Source organism: Bacillus sp. ISL-34 (assembly GCF_018613325.1).
GTDB lineage: Bacteria > Bacillota > Bacilli > Bacillales > DSM-1321 > Peribacillus.
The window spans coordinates 156098-173199 of sequence record NZ_JAGGQJ010000026.1 but is presented as its reverse complement, the minus strand read 5'-3'; the positions used below and the strand labels follow the sequence as shown (position 1 = coordinate 173199).

The following is a 17102-nucleotide window of genomic DNA, read 5'->3' as shown; positions in this document are numbered from 1 at the left end:
TTGGATTGAAGAAATTTGCGACACTCCTGCCGAGTAACCGGCTAGCCGAGACCCCGCAGGCGCTTGCTTTGATGAGGCTTGTCAGACAGTCCGCGGAAAGGGAGCAGATTTCTGAAATCATCTGCAACCTTTTTTAAATAAAAAGACTGTAGACAAACTCGATTTTCATCGAGTTTGTCTACAGTCTGAAACGACTCATTACTGAGTCGTTTTTTTTAGGTTCGTTTCAATTCAAGTCTCTGGGCTACCAAAGAAAGGCTATAGTTCACTATGAAGTACATGAGAGCCACCAGGATCAAAATCGGTATTAAATACTTTTGACTTTGCCCATATATAATTTGACCATGATGGGTCAGTTCAGGCAAAGAAATGACAACAGCTAAAGAAGTATCCTTTAATAAAGAAATGAATTGGCTGACAATAGGAGGAACCATGCGGCGCAGCGCTTGGGGCAGAATAATATGTATCAATGCCTGTGTATAGCTCAAGCCTGATGAACGGGCAGCTTCCATTTGGCCTTTATCAATGGATTTCAGCCCACTTCGAATGACTTCAGAAAGCATGGCTGACTCGAAAATTGTCAAGGCAACAATGGCTGCTGGAATGATTTCCAGTTTAATCCGTACCTCCGGCAAAGCAAAATACGTAAAAAATATGATTAATAACAGAGGTAAATTACGTACCGTTTCTACAATCAAAGCTAATACTTGTGATAACACCGGCACCTTTGCGTAACGGATTATTCCTACAAGCCCGCCAATAATGAAACTTAGAATAATGGAGATAAAAGCTACCTGGAGCGTTACCCAAAATCCTTCTAATAAAAACTTAAGATTATCTGGTGAATAGGCACCTGCAAAATCCATATCTTATACCTCCCTCAATTACTCTTAGCCAGACGTTTTTCCAAATAACCAACGCCATAACTTAAAGGAATGGTAAGTATTAAGTAAAACGCTGCAACGAAAATGTACACATCAAACACGACGAATGTCCTTGAAGAAATCAAATCCCCGTGGTACATAAGATCGAGTCCTGCAACGACGGCTAAAATGGAAGAATTCTTTACTAGATTGATAAATTGGTTTCCTAAAGGAGGAATGACTATTTTAACGGCCTGCGGCAGTATGACGAGCCTCATTGCCTGTCCATATGTCAGACCTGAAGAACGGGCAGCTTCCATTTGGCCCTTTGGCACGGAAAGTATGCCTGCTCGAATTGCCTCAGCTATGAAAGATGAAGTGTAAATGGTCAGAGCTAAAGTCCCTGCGTATAGACCGCTTAGTTTAAGACCGAGAAAGAAGAAAAAGGTAATGATCAATAACGGTATGTTACGAATGAACTCGACATAAGCGGTACCCAGCCAGTTTAGTGGCTTTATTGGCGCAATCCTCATGATGGCAATTAGCACACCAAGAATCAAACTCGCTACCAGCGCGACCAAACTAGACATGATCGTATTTTTAAAGCCTAATAAATACATATCCAAATTCTCTGTTAAAATGGAGAAATCAAGCACGGCATACACTCCTTTAACTAGTAAGGATGAGCAAAACGCTCATCCTCACAGACAAATGTTCAAATGTTATTTCAGGTCAGCTTCCCTTATACATTTGCTAAAATGATTAATGTTTAATCCATTTATCATGGATTTCATCGTACTTGCCTGAATCTTTAAGTGACTTAAGGGCTTTATTCAACTCTTCAACAAATTCAGCATTTCCTTTTTTCACGGCAATCCCATAAGGCTCTTCCGTAAATGTACCGCCAACAAGCTCATAACTTGGATCTTCATCTGCCATTCCATAAAGGATGGAATCATCCGTGGTCAATGCATCCCCTTGTCCGGATTTAAGTGCAGCGAACGCTTCGGAATAGTTTTCAAATTCAAGCACTTGTGCTTCAGGAGCTTTTTCACGGATATTTATGGAAGAAGTAGAACCCTTGACGGCCAATACCTTTTTCCCTTTTAAACTATCAATACCCTTGATATCGCTGCCCTTTTTGACTAACAAAGATTGTCCGGCATCAAAGTAAACATCAGTGAAGTCAACTTCTTTTTTACGATCTTCCGTGATTGTCATGGTTGCTACAATCGCGTCAATATCACCATTATTCAATAATGCCATCCTAGTTTTAGAAGTCACTTCTTTAAATTCAACTTTATTCTCATCACCAAGGATTTCTGCTGCAAGTGCTTTGGCAATATCAATATCAAAGCCTTCTACTTCTCCAGTACTAGGGTTCTTTAATCCGAATAGCCTTGTATCATTTTTCACCCCAAAAACGATCTTATCCTTTTCCTTCACTTGTGCGAGAACATCTTTTTCTTTGTCTTTACCTCCACCCTCTTCAGCTTTGTCTGAATCATTCCCCCCGCCGCATCCAGCTAATAAAATGACAGCCAGTAATGATAACAAAGATAATTTTAACCATTTCTTTTTCTTCAACATGTAATTCACCCCTGTTTTTTATTTAATGATTTAATATACGGCTAAGGAATAAACGAGCCCTCTCTTCACGAGGATTGGCGTAAAACTCAGCCGGTGATGCCTCTTCTAAAACCCTGCCTTCGTCCATGAATACGATTCGATCCGCCACTTCACGGGCAAATCCCATTTCGTGCGTGACCACCACCATCGTCATTCCTTCATGGGCAAGTGCTTTCATTACATCCAGTACCTCGCCAATCATTTCTGGATCCAAGGCTGAGGTAGGTTCATCAAATAGCATGATTTCGGGCCCCATTGCCAAGCCTCTGGCAATCGCTACCCGTTGCTGCTGTCCACCTGAAAGCTGGGAAGGAAATGAATTCGCTTTATCTCCAATCCCCACTTTGTCCAGATATTTCAGTGCAATCTTTTTCGCTTCCTCTTCGGATTGCCCTAGAACCTTCCTGGGAGCAAGCATGATATTTTCGAGCACGGTTTTATGAGGATACAAGTGAAAATGCTGGAAAACCATGCCGATATTCCGCCGGAGTTTGTTTATGTCCGTTTTTTTATCCGCTACATTTAAACCATTTATGGAAAGGGAACCTTCCGAAATGGTCTCTAGACGATTAATGCATCGAAGCAGCGTGCTTTTCCCCGAACCGGAAGGTCCGATGACCACTACCACCTCCCCCTTCTTAATTGTAAGATTAATTTCTTTCAACACATGGAAATCGCCATAATACTTATTCACTCGGTCAAAAACTATCATAATTAGCCCCCCGTCCAAAACTGAAAATTTATAATAATCAGAATTCTAAATATAGCATTCTCTTTACTGTAATCAAATCTTATGTATAATCCTTTCTTCAAATATTATTTCCCAATATTTCGTTAATGATAGTGAAAAGACGAGATTTATTGTTATTTTAAACTAGTAATTTAAATAATATATTCAATATTCACATTTTTCATTATATATAATATTTCTTAAAATTACCATATAAACTTTAAATTGTTAAAAACGATATCATATTTCATGATATTATTGTTATATTTCATAAAACTGATAAATTTAAACTGATATTCCCTTAAAAAATTCCCTCTTTTTGTAAAAAAACATTTATTTCCCGAAAGCTTAATAATCTTTTAAAAATACAAAAAGACAGCAATTGCTGTCTTTTTCATCATTCCTTTATCGCATCTTCAAATGGTGCTGTATATAAACCCCTTGGCGCCAGCATATCCGTATCCGATTCACGGATTTCCCCGCCGTGAGTATATGGACCTGCTGGAAAAAAATCAAACAAATCACTTTCCTTATGTATGATCAAGAAATAATCGTATAAATCATCCATAAGTTCCTGATGTTCATCCAATTTCATGATTTCGCCACATTCATCAATTTCAAAGTTTGCATTAATTGCATCCTGAAGTTCCTCATTATTTGAGTACGCTATATAAAAATCGACATCTCCGCACTCCATGCATAGCAAGAGTTTTTCTTCTAGTGCTTCTTCATAGGTTTTCAGAACGATTCCCTTTAAAATGGCATCAATCTTTCCAGTATTAGTCAGTTCAATTTTAGTCTGGAACACAAAACCCCTCCAATCAAATACAGGCATTTAAAAAAGTAAACGCCAGTTTAACAAGCTCACCCTTTAATATTAAATGAATATAGTTGAAAATCAGTTTCCGATTAACACTTAAATCAAGTCCCTAAGTTCGTTCCCTAACCGCAAAGGGAACCTAGCCCAAGACTTGTCCATCAAAAGGGCAATTCATATAATCTGTCCTGATCCCTCTTTTAGTTAGCCAGGATTCCTCCGCTTCTTGTATATAATAAGTTTGCCCACATAATTAGAATGATAATCTCCTATAATACAAAGAAAAAGATGATTGGAAGCGTAATCAGGCTTAATGATGTACTTATGAATGTGGCACTTGATACGAATTCAGGCTCCGTATTGAATTGGAGCGCATACATCGTAGTGTTCGCGGCCGTTGGCATGGCGGCTACGATTATCATGATATGCCTGACCATATCACCCACTGGCAAGGCAAGAGATAACAGGAAGGCAATGGCTGGTGAAACGGCAAGTTTAAGGAGCAGCGAAACTGATAGCTTTCGATAGGCAATTTTTTTCAGTGAAATGTTTGCCAGCTGCATTCCCAGTGTAATCATGATTGTAGGGATCGCTGCATTTGCAACAAGGTTAATAGCTTCCATAACCGAATTGCTTAAAGGTATGTTCACGAACTGAAATACCGTACCTGCAATAGCTCCATAGACAATTGGCATTCGACATACTGCTTTAATCGCTGTTTGAACTCCATTACCTTCCGGGCTGCCCTTTGCTGCGAAATAAATGCCGATCGTGCACATCACTAACTGCTGTCCCACCATTAGGATGATTGCATAATCGAGCCCTGCTGCTCCGAATAACAGGAAAATGACGGGCGTTCCATAATTTCCGTTATTCATGAATGCCGATGCCAATATCATGCCGCTTGTCTCAGTGACTGTATAATTGCGGAAAAAAGATATGATGTAGACTACCAGTATGAGAGATAGGCAAAGTACTATCGTGAATAAGAACAGGTAAAAATAATTGATAGTAAATTCTGCTGAATAAAAAGTCCGGAACACAAGAAAAGGTGACATTAAATATAATGCCATCGTGGAAATCGATTTTGTATCAAGTTTGAACTTTTTCTGACCGATGAACCCTAAAACAAAAATACCGAATATCGGTAAAAGAACTCCCAAAAACCCCATGCACATCACCTTCATAATCCCAATGATTTTCTTCTAACAATATCAGTTTTATTATTATTTGTAAAAATTCTTTTAAATCATTTTGATTGCACGTCATATATTCTAACACAAAGTGTTTTTTCTTTATTTTCAGAAAATAATATTCCATTTCCCTATGCATATGGTATATTGTTTATTATATTTACGTTAATAAACGTAACATCAGTACTTTTCGGTTATCAATATATATGAAGGGGTGTTTTTTAGTGGATGTAAAATTCATGGAGATGGCTGTTCGGCTTGCATATGAAAATGTATTGGCGAAGAACGGAGGACCTTTTGGTGCTATAATCGTAAAAGATGGCAAAGTCGTAGGCAGAGGATGTAACAATGTGACAACTGCCAACGATCCTACAGCTCACGCCGAAGTACAGGCGATTCGTGATGCATGCAGGAATCTCGACAGCTTCCAGCTTACAGATTGTGAAATATACACTAGCTGCGAACCTTGCCCCATGTGCATCGGTGCTATTTATTGGGCACGTCCAAAAGCCATTTATTACGCATGTACTAAAGAAGACGCTGCAATTATAGGCTTTGATGATCACTTTATATACCAAGAACTTGCCCTGCCAATGGAAAATCGCACAATTAAAATGAAACAATTGTCTTTTAATGACCACGATTTACCATTCCGAACATGGGAAACCAATACTGAAAAAGTGAAATATTAACCGGTTATATTTTGCCAAAGGGGTTACGAATATGCAAAAAAACTTGCTTAAAAGGAGAATTGACGTTGCAACAGGAAGAAGACCAGCAGATTGCGTCATTAAAAACGGGCAAATCATAGATGTTTTCAATGGTGATATCTATACAGGCGACATTGCGATCGTCGATGGTTTCTTTGCTGGAATTGGGCGTTATGAGGGTATTTCGGAAATTGATGCTGCAGGAAAATTCGTATGCCCTTCATTCATTGATGGCCATGTCCATATTGAATCATCGATGGTCAGTCCTTCTGAACTCGCAAAAATCCTCCTTTTACATGGTGTGACCTGCATCGTTGCAGATCCTCATGAAATTGCCAATGTTTCTGGCAAAAAGGGCATGGAATATATGATTGAACAATCCGATCAACTTCCTTTTGACTTTTACTTCATGATGCCCTCTTGTGTACCTGCTACGGAGTTTGAACATTCTGGTGCTGTCTTAAGAAGTGAAGATTTAATTTCATTTTATCAAAACCCGAGAGTGCTTGGTTTAGCCGAAGTCATGAATTTCCCGGCCGTTTCACATACGGAGGAGGATATGCTGCAAAAAATATACGATGCAAATAGACTAGGCAAAAGCATCGATGGCCATGCAGCTGGATTATCCGAACAACAGCTCGATGTTTATATGAGTGCAGGCATTAAAACGGATCATGAATGCACTACAGCGGAAGAGGCAAAAGAAAGACTGCGTAAAGGAATGTATCTTATGATCAGGGAAGGCACGGTTGCCAAAGACTTAATAAACCTGGTTCCAGTTATTAATGAGAAGAACTCCCGCCGTTGTTTATTCGTAACCGATGACCGGCACCTAGATGATATTGTATCTGAGGGAAGTATCGATCACAACGTTCGACTTTCCATAGAAACAGGTGTCCCGCCAATTACCGCCATCCAAATGGCGACCATTAATGCAGCAGAATGCTTTGGTTTAAAAGAACATGGTGCAATTGCACCTGGATACAAGGCAGACTTCCTTCTATTGGATGATCTTAATTCAGTCATCATCCACTCGGTCTTTAAAGATGGAAAGCTTATGGTTCTGAACAATCGTTTGCTTAACTTTCCAGCTGATAAGAAACAGTTTATTGATGACGGGTTGAAACACTCTGTTCAATTTCATGAAATAACCGGAGATGATTTGGCGATACATTTTAAAAATGAGTTCGCTAATATTATTGAGATAACTCCAAACAGCTTGATTACAAAGCATACGATTGAACCGGTCACACTTAATCATGATGGTCTATTCCAGTTCTCCGAACATGTTGATCATCTAAAACTTGCTGTTATTGAAAGGCATCATCTGACCAAACAATTAGGTCTTGGAATCGTCAAAGGGCTCGGGTTGAAATCAGGTGCAATTGCCACGACAGTAGCCCATGATTCACATAATTTGATCATTGCCGGGACGAATGACCAGGATATGCTGCTGGCAGCTAAGGAAATCAAAAAAATGCAGGGTGGATTGATCGTAATCCAAAATGGGGAAATTCTCGCTTCCCTTCCCCTTCCAATAGCTGGATTGATGAGTGAATGCAATTATATGGATGTGGTTCATTCATTGAAAAAAATCGATGAAGCCCTATTGAAACTCGGTGCTTACAGGCATTTCAATCCATTTCTTACACTAGCATTTTTGGCGTTACCTGTCATCCCTGAAATTAAACTGACGGATCAGGGTTTATTTTCCGTTTCTGATTTTAGGCATATTCCTATTCAAGCCTCAAAGCCAGTCGATTAAATTTGACCCCCTAGTCGGGGGTTTTTTCTTCGCACCCCAAAAGTTTCTAAAAGAAAAAGGTTCCAACTCAACATAAACCGGGAAAAGGATATAATGGGTATCATCTATGTTAAAATAAAAATAAACACAAATCTTTCTTGGAGGAGATAAATATGGCAAAACATGATCAACAGAACATCATTGGATACATAGGCACTTACACAAAAGGAAACAGCGAAGGTATTTACCGCTTTACTTTAGATACAGTAGAAGGAAAACTCAGCACACCGGTTCTTGCAGCAGAATTGACGGATCCGACTTATGTCGCCATCAGCCAGGACAAAAAGAATCTCTACGCCATTTTAAAAGAAGCGGGCAGCGGTGGAGTTTCAGCCTATTCGATTAATGAAGAATCAGGCGAGCTTACATTCTTGGGCAAACAACTGACATCAAATGGCTCTTCCTGCCATATAAGTGTTGACAGCAAGAAACAGGTCTTGGTCACTTCCAGTTATGGAGAAGGCGTGATTGAATCATATCCGCTTCATGAAGATGCGACCCCTTTGCCTGTATCATCCTCTGTTCAACATGAAGGACAAGGACCGAATGAAGAACGTCAGGAAAAAGCACACACTCACTTCGCTGGTTTCACACCGGATGAAAGGTTCATTGCTGTAGTCGACCTCGGAATAGATAAAGTAATAACCTATAAAATAAATAGTGGGGTTTTGGAAGAAGTAAACAGCTTATCTGTTGCGCCCGGCAGCGGACCACGGCATTTGACCTTCCACCCAAATGGTAAATTTGCGTATGTCATGGCAGAACTTGTACCGGAAGTCATTGTTTTGAGCTTCGACAGTCAAACTGGAAGTTTTTCTGAATTACAAACGGTTCGGACCGTCCCGGAAGATTTCAAGGAAAATAACCAAGGAAGCGCCATTCATATTTCTGATGACGGGCAATTCATATATGCCGCAAACCGCGGACATGATAGTATTGCCGTTTACCAAATCAATCAAGAAACAGGCAAACTGGCATTCGTGGAACTGGTTTCTACCGAAGGACATTGGCCACGTGATTTTTCATTGGACCCTAGCGGAAAATTCCTGATCGCTTCTAATGAACAATCAGGAAACCTGACACTATATGCACGGAATGAACATGACGGAAAATTAACATTATTGCAAAAAGATGTTCAAGTTCCCTTCCCTGTTTGCGTAAAATTCTTATAATCTATTATAAAAAAGGATTGAAGCTTGTACTACAGCTTCAATCCTCTTTTTTATAATCCTTCTTTAATTCCATTTCTCCGCCATTTCGGGAAAATCTATAAATGGGTTACGATTACCCTGCATTTCATGTATAGCCTGGTTTCTATGTTTTTCATAAGTGCTGACCGGAAAAAGCCGATGCCATTCCAAAAGCAGTCCCAGGTCAATTTTGCCGCTATCGATGATTCCCTCGTATCTGAGTAAAAAGTACAAAGTAGCCCTCGCCACGATGCCTTTTCCGTATTCAGGCTCGAATTTACCTTCGTCTGATTTCCCGCAACCCGCTTTTATACCGGCAGCCGATTTTTCAGGGATATAATCCTCAAAATCATGGTATGGATAGTTACTCCGGCTGCTGTTACAAGTTGGTTCACAGGCGAACAGATGATGCAAATCCCCCCTCATCGGTTCTTTTTTATCGAACCATGATTGAGGTACGACATGTTCACAATTAACGAGAATATTCTCCGAATTTGTTGATGCAATGCCTCTTGACAACACTTCCAGTATACGGATATCTTCCTCAATGACTCGTACAGGATCCATCCCTTTACCGGAATACAGACTTTTCAGCTGGCCATTTTCCTGTAAGTCCACCCATGGGTAAACATGACGATGTGGTGAGTAGTTCAGCTGGTTTTTATGGGTTGCCACAAGTAGGTCCTTCAAACCTTCTCGGTCCAAGGAACCATCTTTGTAGTATGCTAGCTTTAGCTCCTGATCTTTGGTTTCATCATAGTATTCGCGGTTTTCATTGAAGTTGACTAGTGCAGCCATTGCCATTTCCCGTTCTTTTTCAAGTACTTCAAAACTATACTTCATCCACTCATCCCCCCGCTTCTATTAAAACCTAACTTTTACCATAATTAAAGTTTAATAGAAATCGACCGAGAAAAAAAGGTGCTTTAGAAGGGTCTAACGAAGAATTTCAATAAAATGGGTAAGGATTTTCGCCGTCATTCCCCAGATTACCCGACCATTATATAAGTAAAAATATTCTTCCATCTGTTTCGGCTGCCATTTATAATTCTCCCCGCCAACGACTAAATCATGGGGGAAGTTTTCATGCGGTTCTACTTTATATTTCACATGATAAATTTCTGGAGGTTTTTCCATGAAAAAGGATAGCGGGACCGTAAAAATGGTTTCTACCTCAGCTGGATTAGGTATTATCCGTTGATGGTTACGAACAAATCCTGCATAAGGATAGACAATCATGCCAAATGGGGATACCAAATAATCGATTGGAAAGACATTATCAATATCTTCTCTTCTCAAATTAAGTTCCTCATATGTTTCCCTTAAGGCAGCCGCCTGTTCATCATGGTCCAGCTTGTCTATCTTCCCGCCCGGAAAACATATATCCCCCGGCTGCCTTCTCAGTTTGTGTGAACGTTCTTCGAAAAGAACATGAATTCCATCTTCTTTCTCTATAAGCGGTACCAATACAGCATACTTTGAAAAATTCCCACTCCCTAAAATTTCAGGGATATGTAATGTTAGTTTTTTTGTTATATCTTCATTGTTCATGTCCCTCACCTCTTCTGCCGGTTAATATTGATTTTCTACCACTCCTTATCATTCCATTTTCGAACATCCGCTATAACTAAGCAAGGAAAACGATTCCAAAATATCGCCTTTAATTCATAATAGATCCCTTTTCCTCTTTTTCTTCCTTGATCATAGAAAAAAGCACCGATCAAAGCTCTGAACGGTACTAAAACTAAACGCAGCGGTCTCACCAAAAAAGTAAAGTATGTGTATCAGCAGGTACATACATGAATTTGACCGAATTTTCAGTTTTTTAACTTGTTTTCATAGTTCAGCTAGCGTTCGCTTTACCGTCGCTATGATGAATGAAAAATCCTCTTCAGTTATACTAAGTGGGGGAGCAAGAGTCAGGACATTATTGAAACCTGCTACTGTATCACCATTTTTACCTATGATCAGCCCCTTTTCTTTGCATGATGAAATCACTTTATTGATTTTGGAAAGTTCGATCGGTTGTTTAGTCAGTTTATCTTCCACTAATTCAATCCCTACCAACAAACCTTTCCCTCGTACATCCCCAACATTTGGATGAGATTTGATTTCTTCAAACTCTTGCAGAAGACGGAGCCCTAACTCCTTGGACCTTTCTATAAGTTTTTCATTTTCATATATTTCAATATTCTTCAAAGCGACGGCACAGGCAGCCGGATTGCCGCCAAATGTATTTACATGTCGAAAGCGGTCATATACGTCTGAGCCAATATATGCTTCATAAATTTCACGTTTGACGGCGGTAGCGGATAATGGCAGATAAGCGCTCGTTATTCCTTTAGCCATTGTTACGATGTCTGGTTTTACATCATAGTTCATAAATCCGAATTTCTTACCAGTACGGCCAAACCCGCAAATAACCTCATCCGAAATGAGAAGGACACCATTTTTCTTACAAATTTCTTTGACACGTTTCATATAACCATCAGGAGGCATCAAAATTCCTCCCCCAGTGATGATTGGTTCCATGATGACCGCAGCCACCGTTTCGCTCAGCTCCCATGTAATGGTACGTTCAATTTCCGCTGCACTTTTTTCACCGCTTTCATCCTCTGGATTTCGATAAGAATCTGGCGGTGATACATGAAGAAATCCTGGGGCGAGTGGTTCATATTTATATTTTCGCTGTGCCTGCCCGGTAGCTGACAGGGCTCCCATTGAATTGCCATGATAGCCGCGATAACGGGAAATGAATTTATAACGTCCATGTTCTCCTTTTTGCTGATGATACTGCCGCGCAATTTTAAAGGCAGTCTCATTTGCTTCTGAACCGCTGTTAGAGAAGAAAATCACATAATCCCCACCAAGCCATTCATTTAATTTCTCTGCTAGCTTAATAGCCGGAATGTGGCTATTCGTTAAAGGCGCATAAGGAAGTTCCTTCAGCTGCTCGTAAGCTGCTTCAGCCAGTTCCGTACGGCCATAACCAACGTTGACACACCATAAACCTGACATCCCATCCAGAAATCGATTCCCATCAACATCCGTAATCCATGCTCCTTGCCCTTTTTTTATCACCATTGCCCCGGGGCTGGGTTCAGCCCCTTTCATATGATGCCACACATATTTACTATCCATCGCTTTAAGATCCTGACTCTGTTTTTCAACCTGCATAAGCTACACTCCTCCTAAAATGATGTATAAAGGAAGGCCGACCACAATTTGCGTCGACCCCCTTTTTCCTATCAGTATCGTGCCGTTAACATTTTCTTTCTAGTGTAAAATTCCACGCCGTCTTTCCCATTGGCATGAAGGTCTCCATAAAACGAACTTTTATAGCCGGAAAATGGAAAGAATGCCATTGGAGCGGGTACTCCAAGATTAATTCCAAGCATCCCTGCATCAATTTCTTCGCGAAATTCCCTGATGGCTTTTGCACTATCCGTATAGAGGCAGGCACCATTGGCAAATTCGGATTGATTGGTCAATTCGATTGCTTCTTCAAGGGTATTAACCCGTACTATGGATAAGACAGGAGCAAAAATTTCATCACTCCATATTTTCATATTTGTTTTTACATGATCAAATAATGTCGGTCCAACGTAATAGCCATTTTCCTGATCGCCTTCATTCCTGCCATCACGAAGGAGGACAGCTCCTTCTTTTTCCCCGATTTCAATATATTGTTCTGTTCTCTTTTTATGGGTATCACGAATCACAGGTCCCAGGAAAACGTCCTTATCCATTCCATTTCCAATCTTGATGTCATCCGCTGCAGCCTTTAATCTCTCAACGAGCGAATCTCCCACTTCCCCCACCGCAACAACCACTGACGCAGCCATGCAGCGCTCGCCTGCAGATCCGAAAGCGGCATTCGTTATGTTCGTTACCGCATTATCCAAATCCGCATCAGGCATGACGATTGAATGATTTTTCGCTCCTGATAAAGCCTGGACACGCTTTTTATTGGCAGCTGCCGTTTTGTATACATACTCTGCGACAGGCTGGGATCCAACAAATGATACCGCTTTAATGTCTTCATGTTCCAATATCCCATTCACGACATCGTGGGCACCATGGACAATATTGACAACACCATCCGGAACACCGGCTTCCGTCAATAATTCCACAAGACGGTTGGCTAAGAGCGGTGTCCGTTCTGAAGGTTTTAAGATAAACGTATTTCCACAAGCGATTGCCAGCGGGAACATCCAACATGGCACCATCATCGGGAAATTAAACGGCGTAATCCCTGCAACGACACCCATTGGATAACGATACATGCCAGATTCAATGCCTGGGGAAATATCAGGAAGCTGGCTGCCCATCATCAAGGTGGGCGCACCTGCTGCAAACTCCACGCATTCAATCCCACGCTGAACCTCACCATATGCTTCTGTATAGCTTTTCCCGTTTTCGATCGTGACCAGCTTTGCAAGCTCATCCCAGTGTTCTATCAATAATTGCTGGTAACGGAATAAGAAGCGGGCTCTTTTTGGAACGGCCACCTTTTTCCATTCTTTATACGCCTTTTTCGCAACCTGCACCGCTTGGTTTACATCTTCCTTTGTTGAAAGGGGTACAAGTGCCAAAGCTTCTCCTGTTGCCGGATTAGGCACTTGTTCATGTTTCGATGTTGTGGAATCCACCCATTTGCCACCGATATAATTTTTCAACGTTTCTACATCATTAATTACTGCCATTAAAGAAGCCCTCCATTTCAACACGATTTCATAGTTTCATTATATTTTTCAAACGGCCTTTTTACATTAGACGTTTTGTATAGTTTTTGATTCAATATTTGCACATATTGTTTGTTTTTGATTTCCCATATACATAATAATCATGAACAGAAATACACGCTTAAACCGATGTATATTTCCTTCTCCTTTAATCAGCAGACCTCAAATCCATCATTTTATAATGGAATATAGCTTTAGGTCTTGATGCTTTCCCTTAACAAACATTCCTTTTCTTATGATCCCCTCAAATGACATGCCAGCCTTTTGCATGACTCGCTCTGAACCCAAATTTTCAACGAAACAGCGCGCTTGTATTCGAACTAGGTTCATATTTTCGAAGCCAAAGGCGATTATCTTCTGGGCTGCCTCCGTCATCAAGCCACTCCCCCAATATTCGGGTGCAAGCACATACCCGATTTCTGCACTATGATGATCAACCTGCCATGAAACAAAATCAATAGTACCAATCAACTTACCACTTTCTTTGTGTTCTATGCCCCATGGAGCGATTTTCTTATCCTCATAATTTTGTAGGATAAATCGGATAAAATCTTTCGTATCACTTAGGGAACGATGAGCTTCCCATGTGACGTAACGGGAAACTTCACTGATGGATGCATAAGCGAACATGTCTTCGGCATCATTCATGGTGACTTTCCTCATAACCAAACGTTTTGATTCTATAATAGGCAGCTGTCCATATATGTCTTTCACGTTCATGAATACACCCCATTCCATTGATTATAAGTATTATAGCAAGATTGTTAAGCAATCGCTTTCCCAATTGAAATATTTTCGAAACTTACGTATAATTCAGAAAAAATGAAGCAGGAGGTTAATTATGCCAAAAAGAAAACTCATAATAAGCCAAAATTTGAATGAGCTTTTATTACGGAAAATTAAAGAAGTGGTTCCCGAGTGGACGGTTATCACCGGAAGATCTCCGGAAATATGGAGAGATCATATAGCCGATGCTGAAGTGATTGCAGGCTGGAAAGCGGAAATGTCTGTATCGATTGATGCAAGCGAAGTAAAATGGATCCAGACATGGAGCGCCGGAGTGAATGCTTTACCCCTGGAAAATTTAGAACAAAAGAATGTTCAGATTACAACTGCAAACGGTGTTCATGCGTATCCCATTTCAGAAACGATTTTCGCGTTAATGCTTGCCTTAACAAGAAAAGTAGATACATATATTAAGCAACAGCAGGAAAAGACTTGGCATCACGCACATATGAAGCAGGAAATTCATGAAAAGACCATCGGAATCATCGGCGTCGGAAAAATCGGAAAGGAAACCGCTAAAATTGCCAAGGCTTTTGGCATGACCGTATTAGGAATGCGCCATTCCGGTAAATCAGAAGAATTTGTCGATGAGATGTTCACACAAAAACAATTGAACGACCTTCTTCCTAGGTGCGATTATATTGTCGTGACATTACCATTGACCCCAGAAACACGGAATATGTTCGGGAAAAAGGAATTCGAGTTAATGAAGCCCTCCGCTTTTTTCATTAATATAGGAAGGGGAAATATCGTCATTCAGAATGAATTGGTCCAAGCGCTAAAGGACAAAGATATTGCGGGTGCTGGACTTGATGTGTTTGAAACGGAGCCACTTCCTGAGAATAGCCCATTATGGGAGTTGAACAATGTAATCATAACGCCGCACACATCCGGAAATACGGAATTTTACGACCAACGGCTTATTCAGGATATTTTCATGCCGAATTTAAAGAACTATCTAAATGGGAAAAAACCTTCAACAAATTTACTTGATTACAAAAAAGGGTATTAAGAATTGTTCATTCTATATGTACAATAAATAATCTTCCTTTGTTTGCTTGCAGATTCCGACATTATCTGTTATATTTAAAAAGAATTATTTTTGTTCGGGAAGATTGATAAGTGAAAAACTTTTCGTCTAATGATTGAGCAAGGGTAGTAACACAATGTGTGGATTCACACTAGGAGGCAACAACAATGGAACAAGGTAAAGTAAAATGGTTTAACGCAGAAAAAGGATTTGGCTTCATCGAACGCGAAAACGGAGACGATGTATTCGTACATTTCTCAGCTATCCAAAGCGAAGGATTCAAATCATTAGACGAAGGTCAAGAAGTTACTTTTGAAGTTGAGCAAGGTCAACGTGGACCCCAAGCTACTAACGTTCAAAAAGCGTAATTTTAAATACAATATATAACGGACCCTACTTGTAGGGTCTGTTTTTTTTGATTGAAAAAGCAATCATTAAAAAAACCCTATTCACAGGGAATAGGGAACATGAAACAAGTTTAGTAAATGGTAAACCCAGTATAACACACTAAGAAAAGAAACCCTAATTTATCCGAAAAGTAAAAATTGTCACGCACTTCCCCTGGATTCCCTGACCCATACGATTCAATCATTTCTTATCCACTTCATATGTTCGATCCGTTCCCCATGGATAAAACGGAGGCATATCAGTACTGCTTTTCATTTTGAAATCAGCTTTCCTTTTTTCGAGGAAAGCTTCGATCCCTTCTAGTGCATCCGCTTGTTTTCCAGTCCAATGAATCATTTTCGATTCTATTTTGTGTGATTCAACAGGATGGTTTGCACCGAGCATGGTCCACATTAACTGCCGGGATAACGTCACAGAGACGGAAGATGTATTTTCCGCAATGTCTGTTGCAATTTCCATTGCAGCAGACATCAATTCGTCTGGCTCGACGATCTTGTTTACCAGCCTTCCCTCATATGCTTCACTGGCCGAAATCATCCTTCCTGTAAAAATCCATTCGGAAGCTTTACCCATTCCGACAAGCCTAGGTAAGAACCAGCCGCTGCATGCCTCCATCGTTATCCCCCGCCTAGCAAATACAAAACCCATTTTTGCATCTGTTGAAGCGATTCTAATGTCCATGGGCAAAGTCATTGTTATCCCAATCCCGACTGCCGCTCCATTTATGGCAGCAATCATAGGTTTCTTCATCTCAAAAATCCGTAATGACAACATTCCCCCTGCATCGCGATATTCAACCAAAGGAGTGTGATCCATAAAGGTTTCTGCACCTTTTTCCAAATCCATTCCAGCACAATAAGCATCCCCAGCGCCAGTTAAAATGACGGCTCGTACGTCATCATTTTCATCCGCTTCATCAAAAGCGCGAATCATCTCCTCACACATCTTTTCATTGAAAGCATTCATTCTGTCAGGACGATTAAGAGTAACAATCATGACACGATCGACGATTTCACAAGTTATCGTGGAATACAATAACATTCCCTCCTTCTCTCACAAATTGAAACATTCAACAGAATTTAATTTTACATATAATTACATTTTATATGTTTTATTTTCAGATTCCTAGTTATTTATTTTGACATACTGATAAATAATTTAAGTCTGCAGGATAATCGCTTCTATTCTAAAAATATT

17 protein-coding genes are annotated in these 17102 nt (G+C 40.2%); 5 read left to right on the top strand and 12 right to left on the bottom strand.

Annotated elements, in window-relative coordinates; translation table 11 throughout:
• Nucleotides 1–215 precede the first annotated feature (215 nt).
• The 6 genes from J7E52_RS19295 to J7E52_RS19270 all read right to left on the bottom strand — a co-directional run bounded on the left by J7E52_RS19295 (nt 216) and on the right by J7E52_RS19270 (nt 5211).
• Nucleotides 216–866, bottom strand: coding sequence for an amino acid ABC transporter permease (locus J7E52_RS19295; RefSeq protein WP_214750063.1), 651 nt, complete (start codon nt 864–866; stop codon nt 216–218).
• A gap of 14 nt (nt 867–880) precedes the next feature.
• Complete coding sequence (locus J7E52_RS19290; protein WP_214750061.1) at nt 881–1519, bottom strand: amino acid ABC transporter permease; 639 nt, start codon at nt 1517–1519, stop codon at nt 881–883.
• 106 nt (nt 1520–1625) lie between these two features.
• Complete coding sequence (locus J7E52_RS19285; RefSeq protein ID WP_101225415.1) at nt 1626–2453, bottom strand: transporter substrate-binding domain-containing protein; 828 nt, start codon at nt 2451–2453, stop codon at nt 1626–1628.
• Between the two features lie 22 nt (nt 2454–2475).
• Nucleotides 2476–3204, bottom strand: coding sequence for an amino acid ABC transporter ATP-binding protein (locus J7E52_RS19280; RefSeq protein WP_214750059.1), 729 nt, complete (start codon nt 3202–3204; stop codon nt 2476–2478).
• Nucleotides 3205–3619: 415 nt separating this feature from the next.
• Nucleotides 3620–4030, bottom strand: a complete 411-nt coding sequence (locus J7E52_RS19275; RefSeq protein WP_214750057.1) for a hypothetical protein — start codon at nt 4028–4030, stop codon at nt 3620–3622.
• 278 nt (nt 4031–4308) lie between these two features.
• Nucleotides 4309–5211 (bottom strand): AEC family transporter, encoded by a 903-nt coding sequence (locus J7E52_RS19270; protein WP_076369576.1) that lies wholly within the window; start codon nt 5209–5211, stop codon nt 4309–4311.
• Between the two features lie 227 nt (nt 5212–5438).
• Between J7E52_RS19270 and J7E52_RS19265 the strand changes: the two genes are divergently transcribed.
• The 3 genes from J7E52_RS19265 to J7E52_RS19255 all read left to right on the top strand — a co-directional run bounded on the left by J7E52_RS19265 (nt 5439) and on the right by J7E52_RS19255 (nt 8918).
• Entirely contained in the window at nt 5439–5924 is a 486-nt protein-coding gene (locus tag J7E52_RS19265) for a nucleoside deaminase (RefSeq protein ID WP_214750055.1), read from the top strand.
• Nucleotides 5925–5955: 31 nt separating this feature from the next.
• Nucleotides 5956–7707 (top strand): adenine deaminase, encoded by a 1752-nt coding sequence (gene ade, locus J7E52_RS19260; RefSeq protein WP_214750053.1) that lies wholly within the window; start codon nt 5956–5958, stop codon nt 7705–7707.
• A 152-nt stretch (nt 7708–7859) separates the two neighbouring features.
• Complete coding sequence (locus J7E52_RS19255; protein ID WP_214750051.1) at nt 7860–8918, top strand: lactonase family protein; 1059 nt, start codon at nt 7860–7862, stop codon at nt 8916–8918.
• 63 nt (nt 8919–8981) lie between these two features.
• Here J7E52_RS19255 and J7E52_RS19250 read toward each other — a convergent pair whose 3' ends face one another.
• The 5 genes from J7E52_RS19250 to J7E52_RS19230 form a co-directional block, all read right to left on the bottom strand.
• Complete coding sequence (locus tag J7E52_RS19250; protein WP_214750049.1) at nt 8982–9779, bottom strand: endonuclease I family protein; 798 nt, start codon at nt 9777–9779, stop codon at nt 8982–8984.
• Nucleotides 9780–9872: 93 nt separating this feature from the next.
• Entirely contained in the window at nt 9873–10487 is a 615-nt protein-coding gene (locus J7E52_RS19245) for an NUDIX hydrolase (protein WP_214750047.1), read from the bottom strand.
• A 285-nt stretch (nt 10488–10772) separates the two neighbouring features.
• Entirely contained in the window at nt 10773–12113 is a 1341-nt protein-coding gene (locus J7E52_RS19240) for an aspartate aminotransferase family protein (RefSeq protein ID WP_214750045.1), read from the bottom strand.
• A gap of 71 nt (nt 12114–12184) precedes the next feature.
• The gene (locus J7E52_RS19235; protein ID WP_286197903.1) at nt 12185–13642 is read right to left on the bottom strand and encodes a CoA-acylating methylmalonate-semialdehyde dehydrogenase; all 1458 of its coding nucleotides are present in this window, start codon (nt 13640–13642) and stop codon (nt 12185–12187) included.
• 210 nt (nt 13643–13852) lie between these two features.
• Entirely contained in the window at nt 13853–14401 is a 549-nt protein-coding gene (locus tag J7E52_RS19230) for a GNAT family N-acetyltransferase (protein ID WP_214750043.1), read from the bottom strand.
• 121 nt (nt 14402–14522) lie between these two features.
• Here J7E52_RS19230 and J7E52_RS19225 point away from each other — a divergent pair, with 121 nt between their 5' ends.
• On the top strand, nt 14523–15479 hold the full coding sequence (locus tag J7E52_RS19225; protein ID WP_214750041.1) for a D-2-hydroxyacid dehydrogenase: 957 nt from the start codon (nt 14523–14525) through the stop codon (nt 15477–15479).
• A gap of 185 nt (nt 15480–15664) precedes the next feature.
• Nucleotides 15665–15865, top strand: a complete 201-nt coding sequence (locus J7E52_RS19220) for a cold-shock protein (protein ID WP_029714163.1) — start codon at nt 15665–15667, stop codon at nt 15863–15865.
• A gap of 220 nt (nt 15866–16085) precedes the next feature.
• Here the strand turns inward: J7E52_RS19220 and J7E52_RS19215 are convergent, their stop codons facing one another.
• Entirely contained in the window at nt 16086–16940 is an 855-nt protein-coding gene (locus J7E52_RS19215) for a crotonase/enoyl-CoA hydratase family protein (protein WP_214750039.1), read from the bottom strand.
• Nucleotides 16941–17102 lie beyond the last annotated feature (162 nt).

Bases quoted from the DNA above. Each gene is read 5' to 3' on its own strand.
- J7E52_RS19270 (WP_076369576.1), bottom strand. From the start codon at position 5,211: ATGGGGTTTTTGGGAGTTCTTTTACCGATATTCGGTATTTTTGTTTTA.
- J7E52_RS19265 (WP_214750055.1), top strand. From the start codon at position 5,439: ATGAAGGGGTGTTTTTTAGTGGATGTAAAATTCATGGAGATGGCTGTT.
- J7E52_RS19255 (WP_214750051.1), top strand. From the start codon at position 7,860: ATGGCAAAACATGATCAACAGAACATCATTGGATACATAGGCACTTAC.
- J7E52_RS19240 (WP_214750045.1), bottom strand. From the start codon at position 12,113: ATGCAGGTTGAAAAACAGAGTCAGGATCTTAAAGCGATGGATAGTAAA.
- ade (WP_214750053.1), top strand. From the start codon at position 5,956: ATGCAAAAAAACTTGCTTAAAAGGAGAATTGACGTTGCAACAGGAAGA.
- J7E52_RS19220 (WP_029714163.1), top strand. From the start codon at position 15,665: ATGGAACAAGGTAAAGTAAAATGGTTTAACGCAGAAAAAGGATTTGGC.
- J7E52_RS19250 (WP_214750049.1), bottom strand. From the start codon at position 9,779: ATGAAGTATAGTTTTGAAGTACTTGAAAAAGAACGGGAAATGGCAATG.
- J7E52_RS19245 (WP_214750047.1), bottom strand. From the start codon at position 10,487: ATGAACAATGAAGATATAACAAAAAAACTAACATTACATATCCCTGAA.
- J7E52_RS19295 (WP_214750063.1), bottom strand. From the start codon at position 866: ATGGATTTTGCAGGTGCCTATTCACCAGATAATCTTAAGTTTTTATTA.
- J7E52_RS19230 (WP_214750043.1), bottom strand. From the start codon at position 14,401: ATGAACGTGAAAGACATATATGGACAGCTGCCTATTATAGAATCAAAA.
- J7E52_RS19285 (WP_101225415.1), bottom strand. From the start codon at position 2,453: ATGTTGAAGAAAAAGAAATGGTTAAAATTATCTTTGTTATCATTACTG.
- J7E52_RS19280 (WP_214750059.1), bottom strand. From the start codon at position 3,204: ATGATAGTTTTTGACCGAGTGAATAAGTATTATGGCGATTTCCATGTG.
- J7E52_RS19225 (WP_214750041.1), top strand. From the start codon at position 14,523: ATGCCAAAAAGAAAACTCATAATAAGCCAAAATTTGAATGAGCTTTTA.
- J7E52_RS19235 (WP_286197903.1), bottom strand. From the start codon at position 13,642: ATGGCAGTAATTAATGATGTAGAAACGTTGAAAAATTATATCGGTGGC.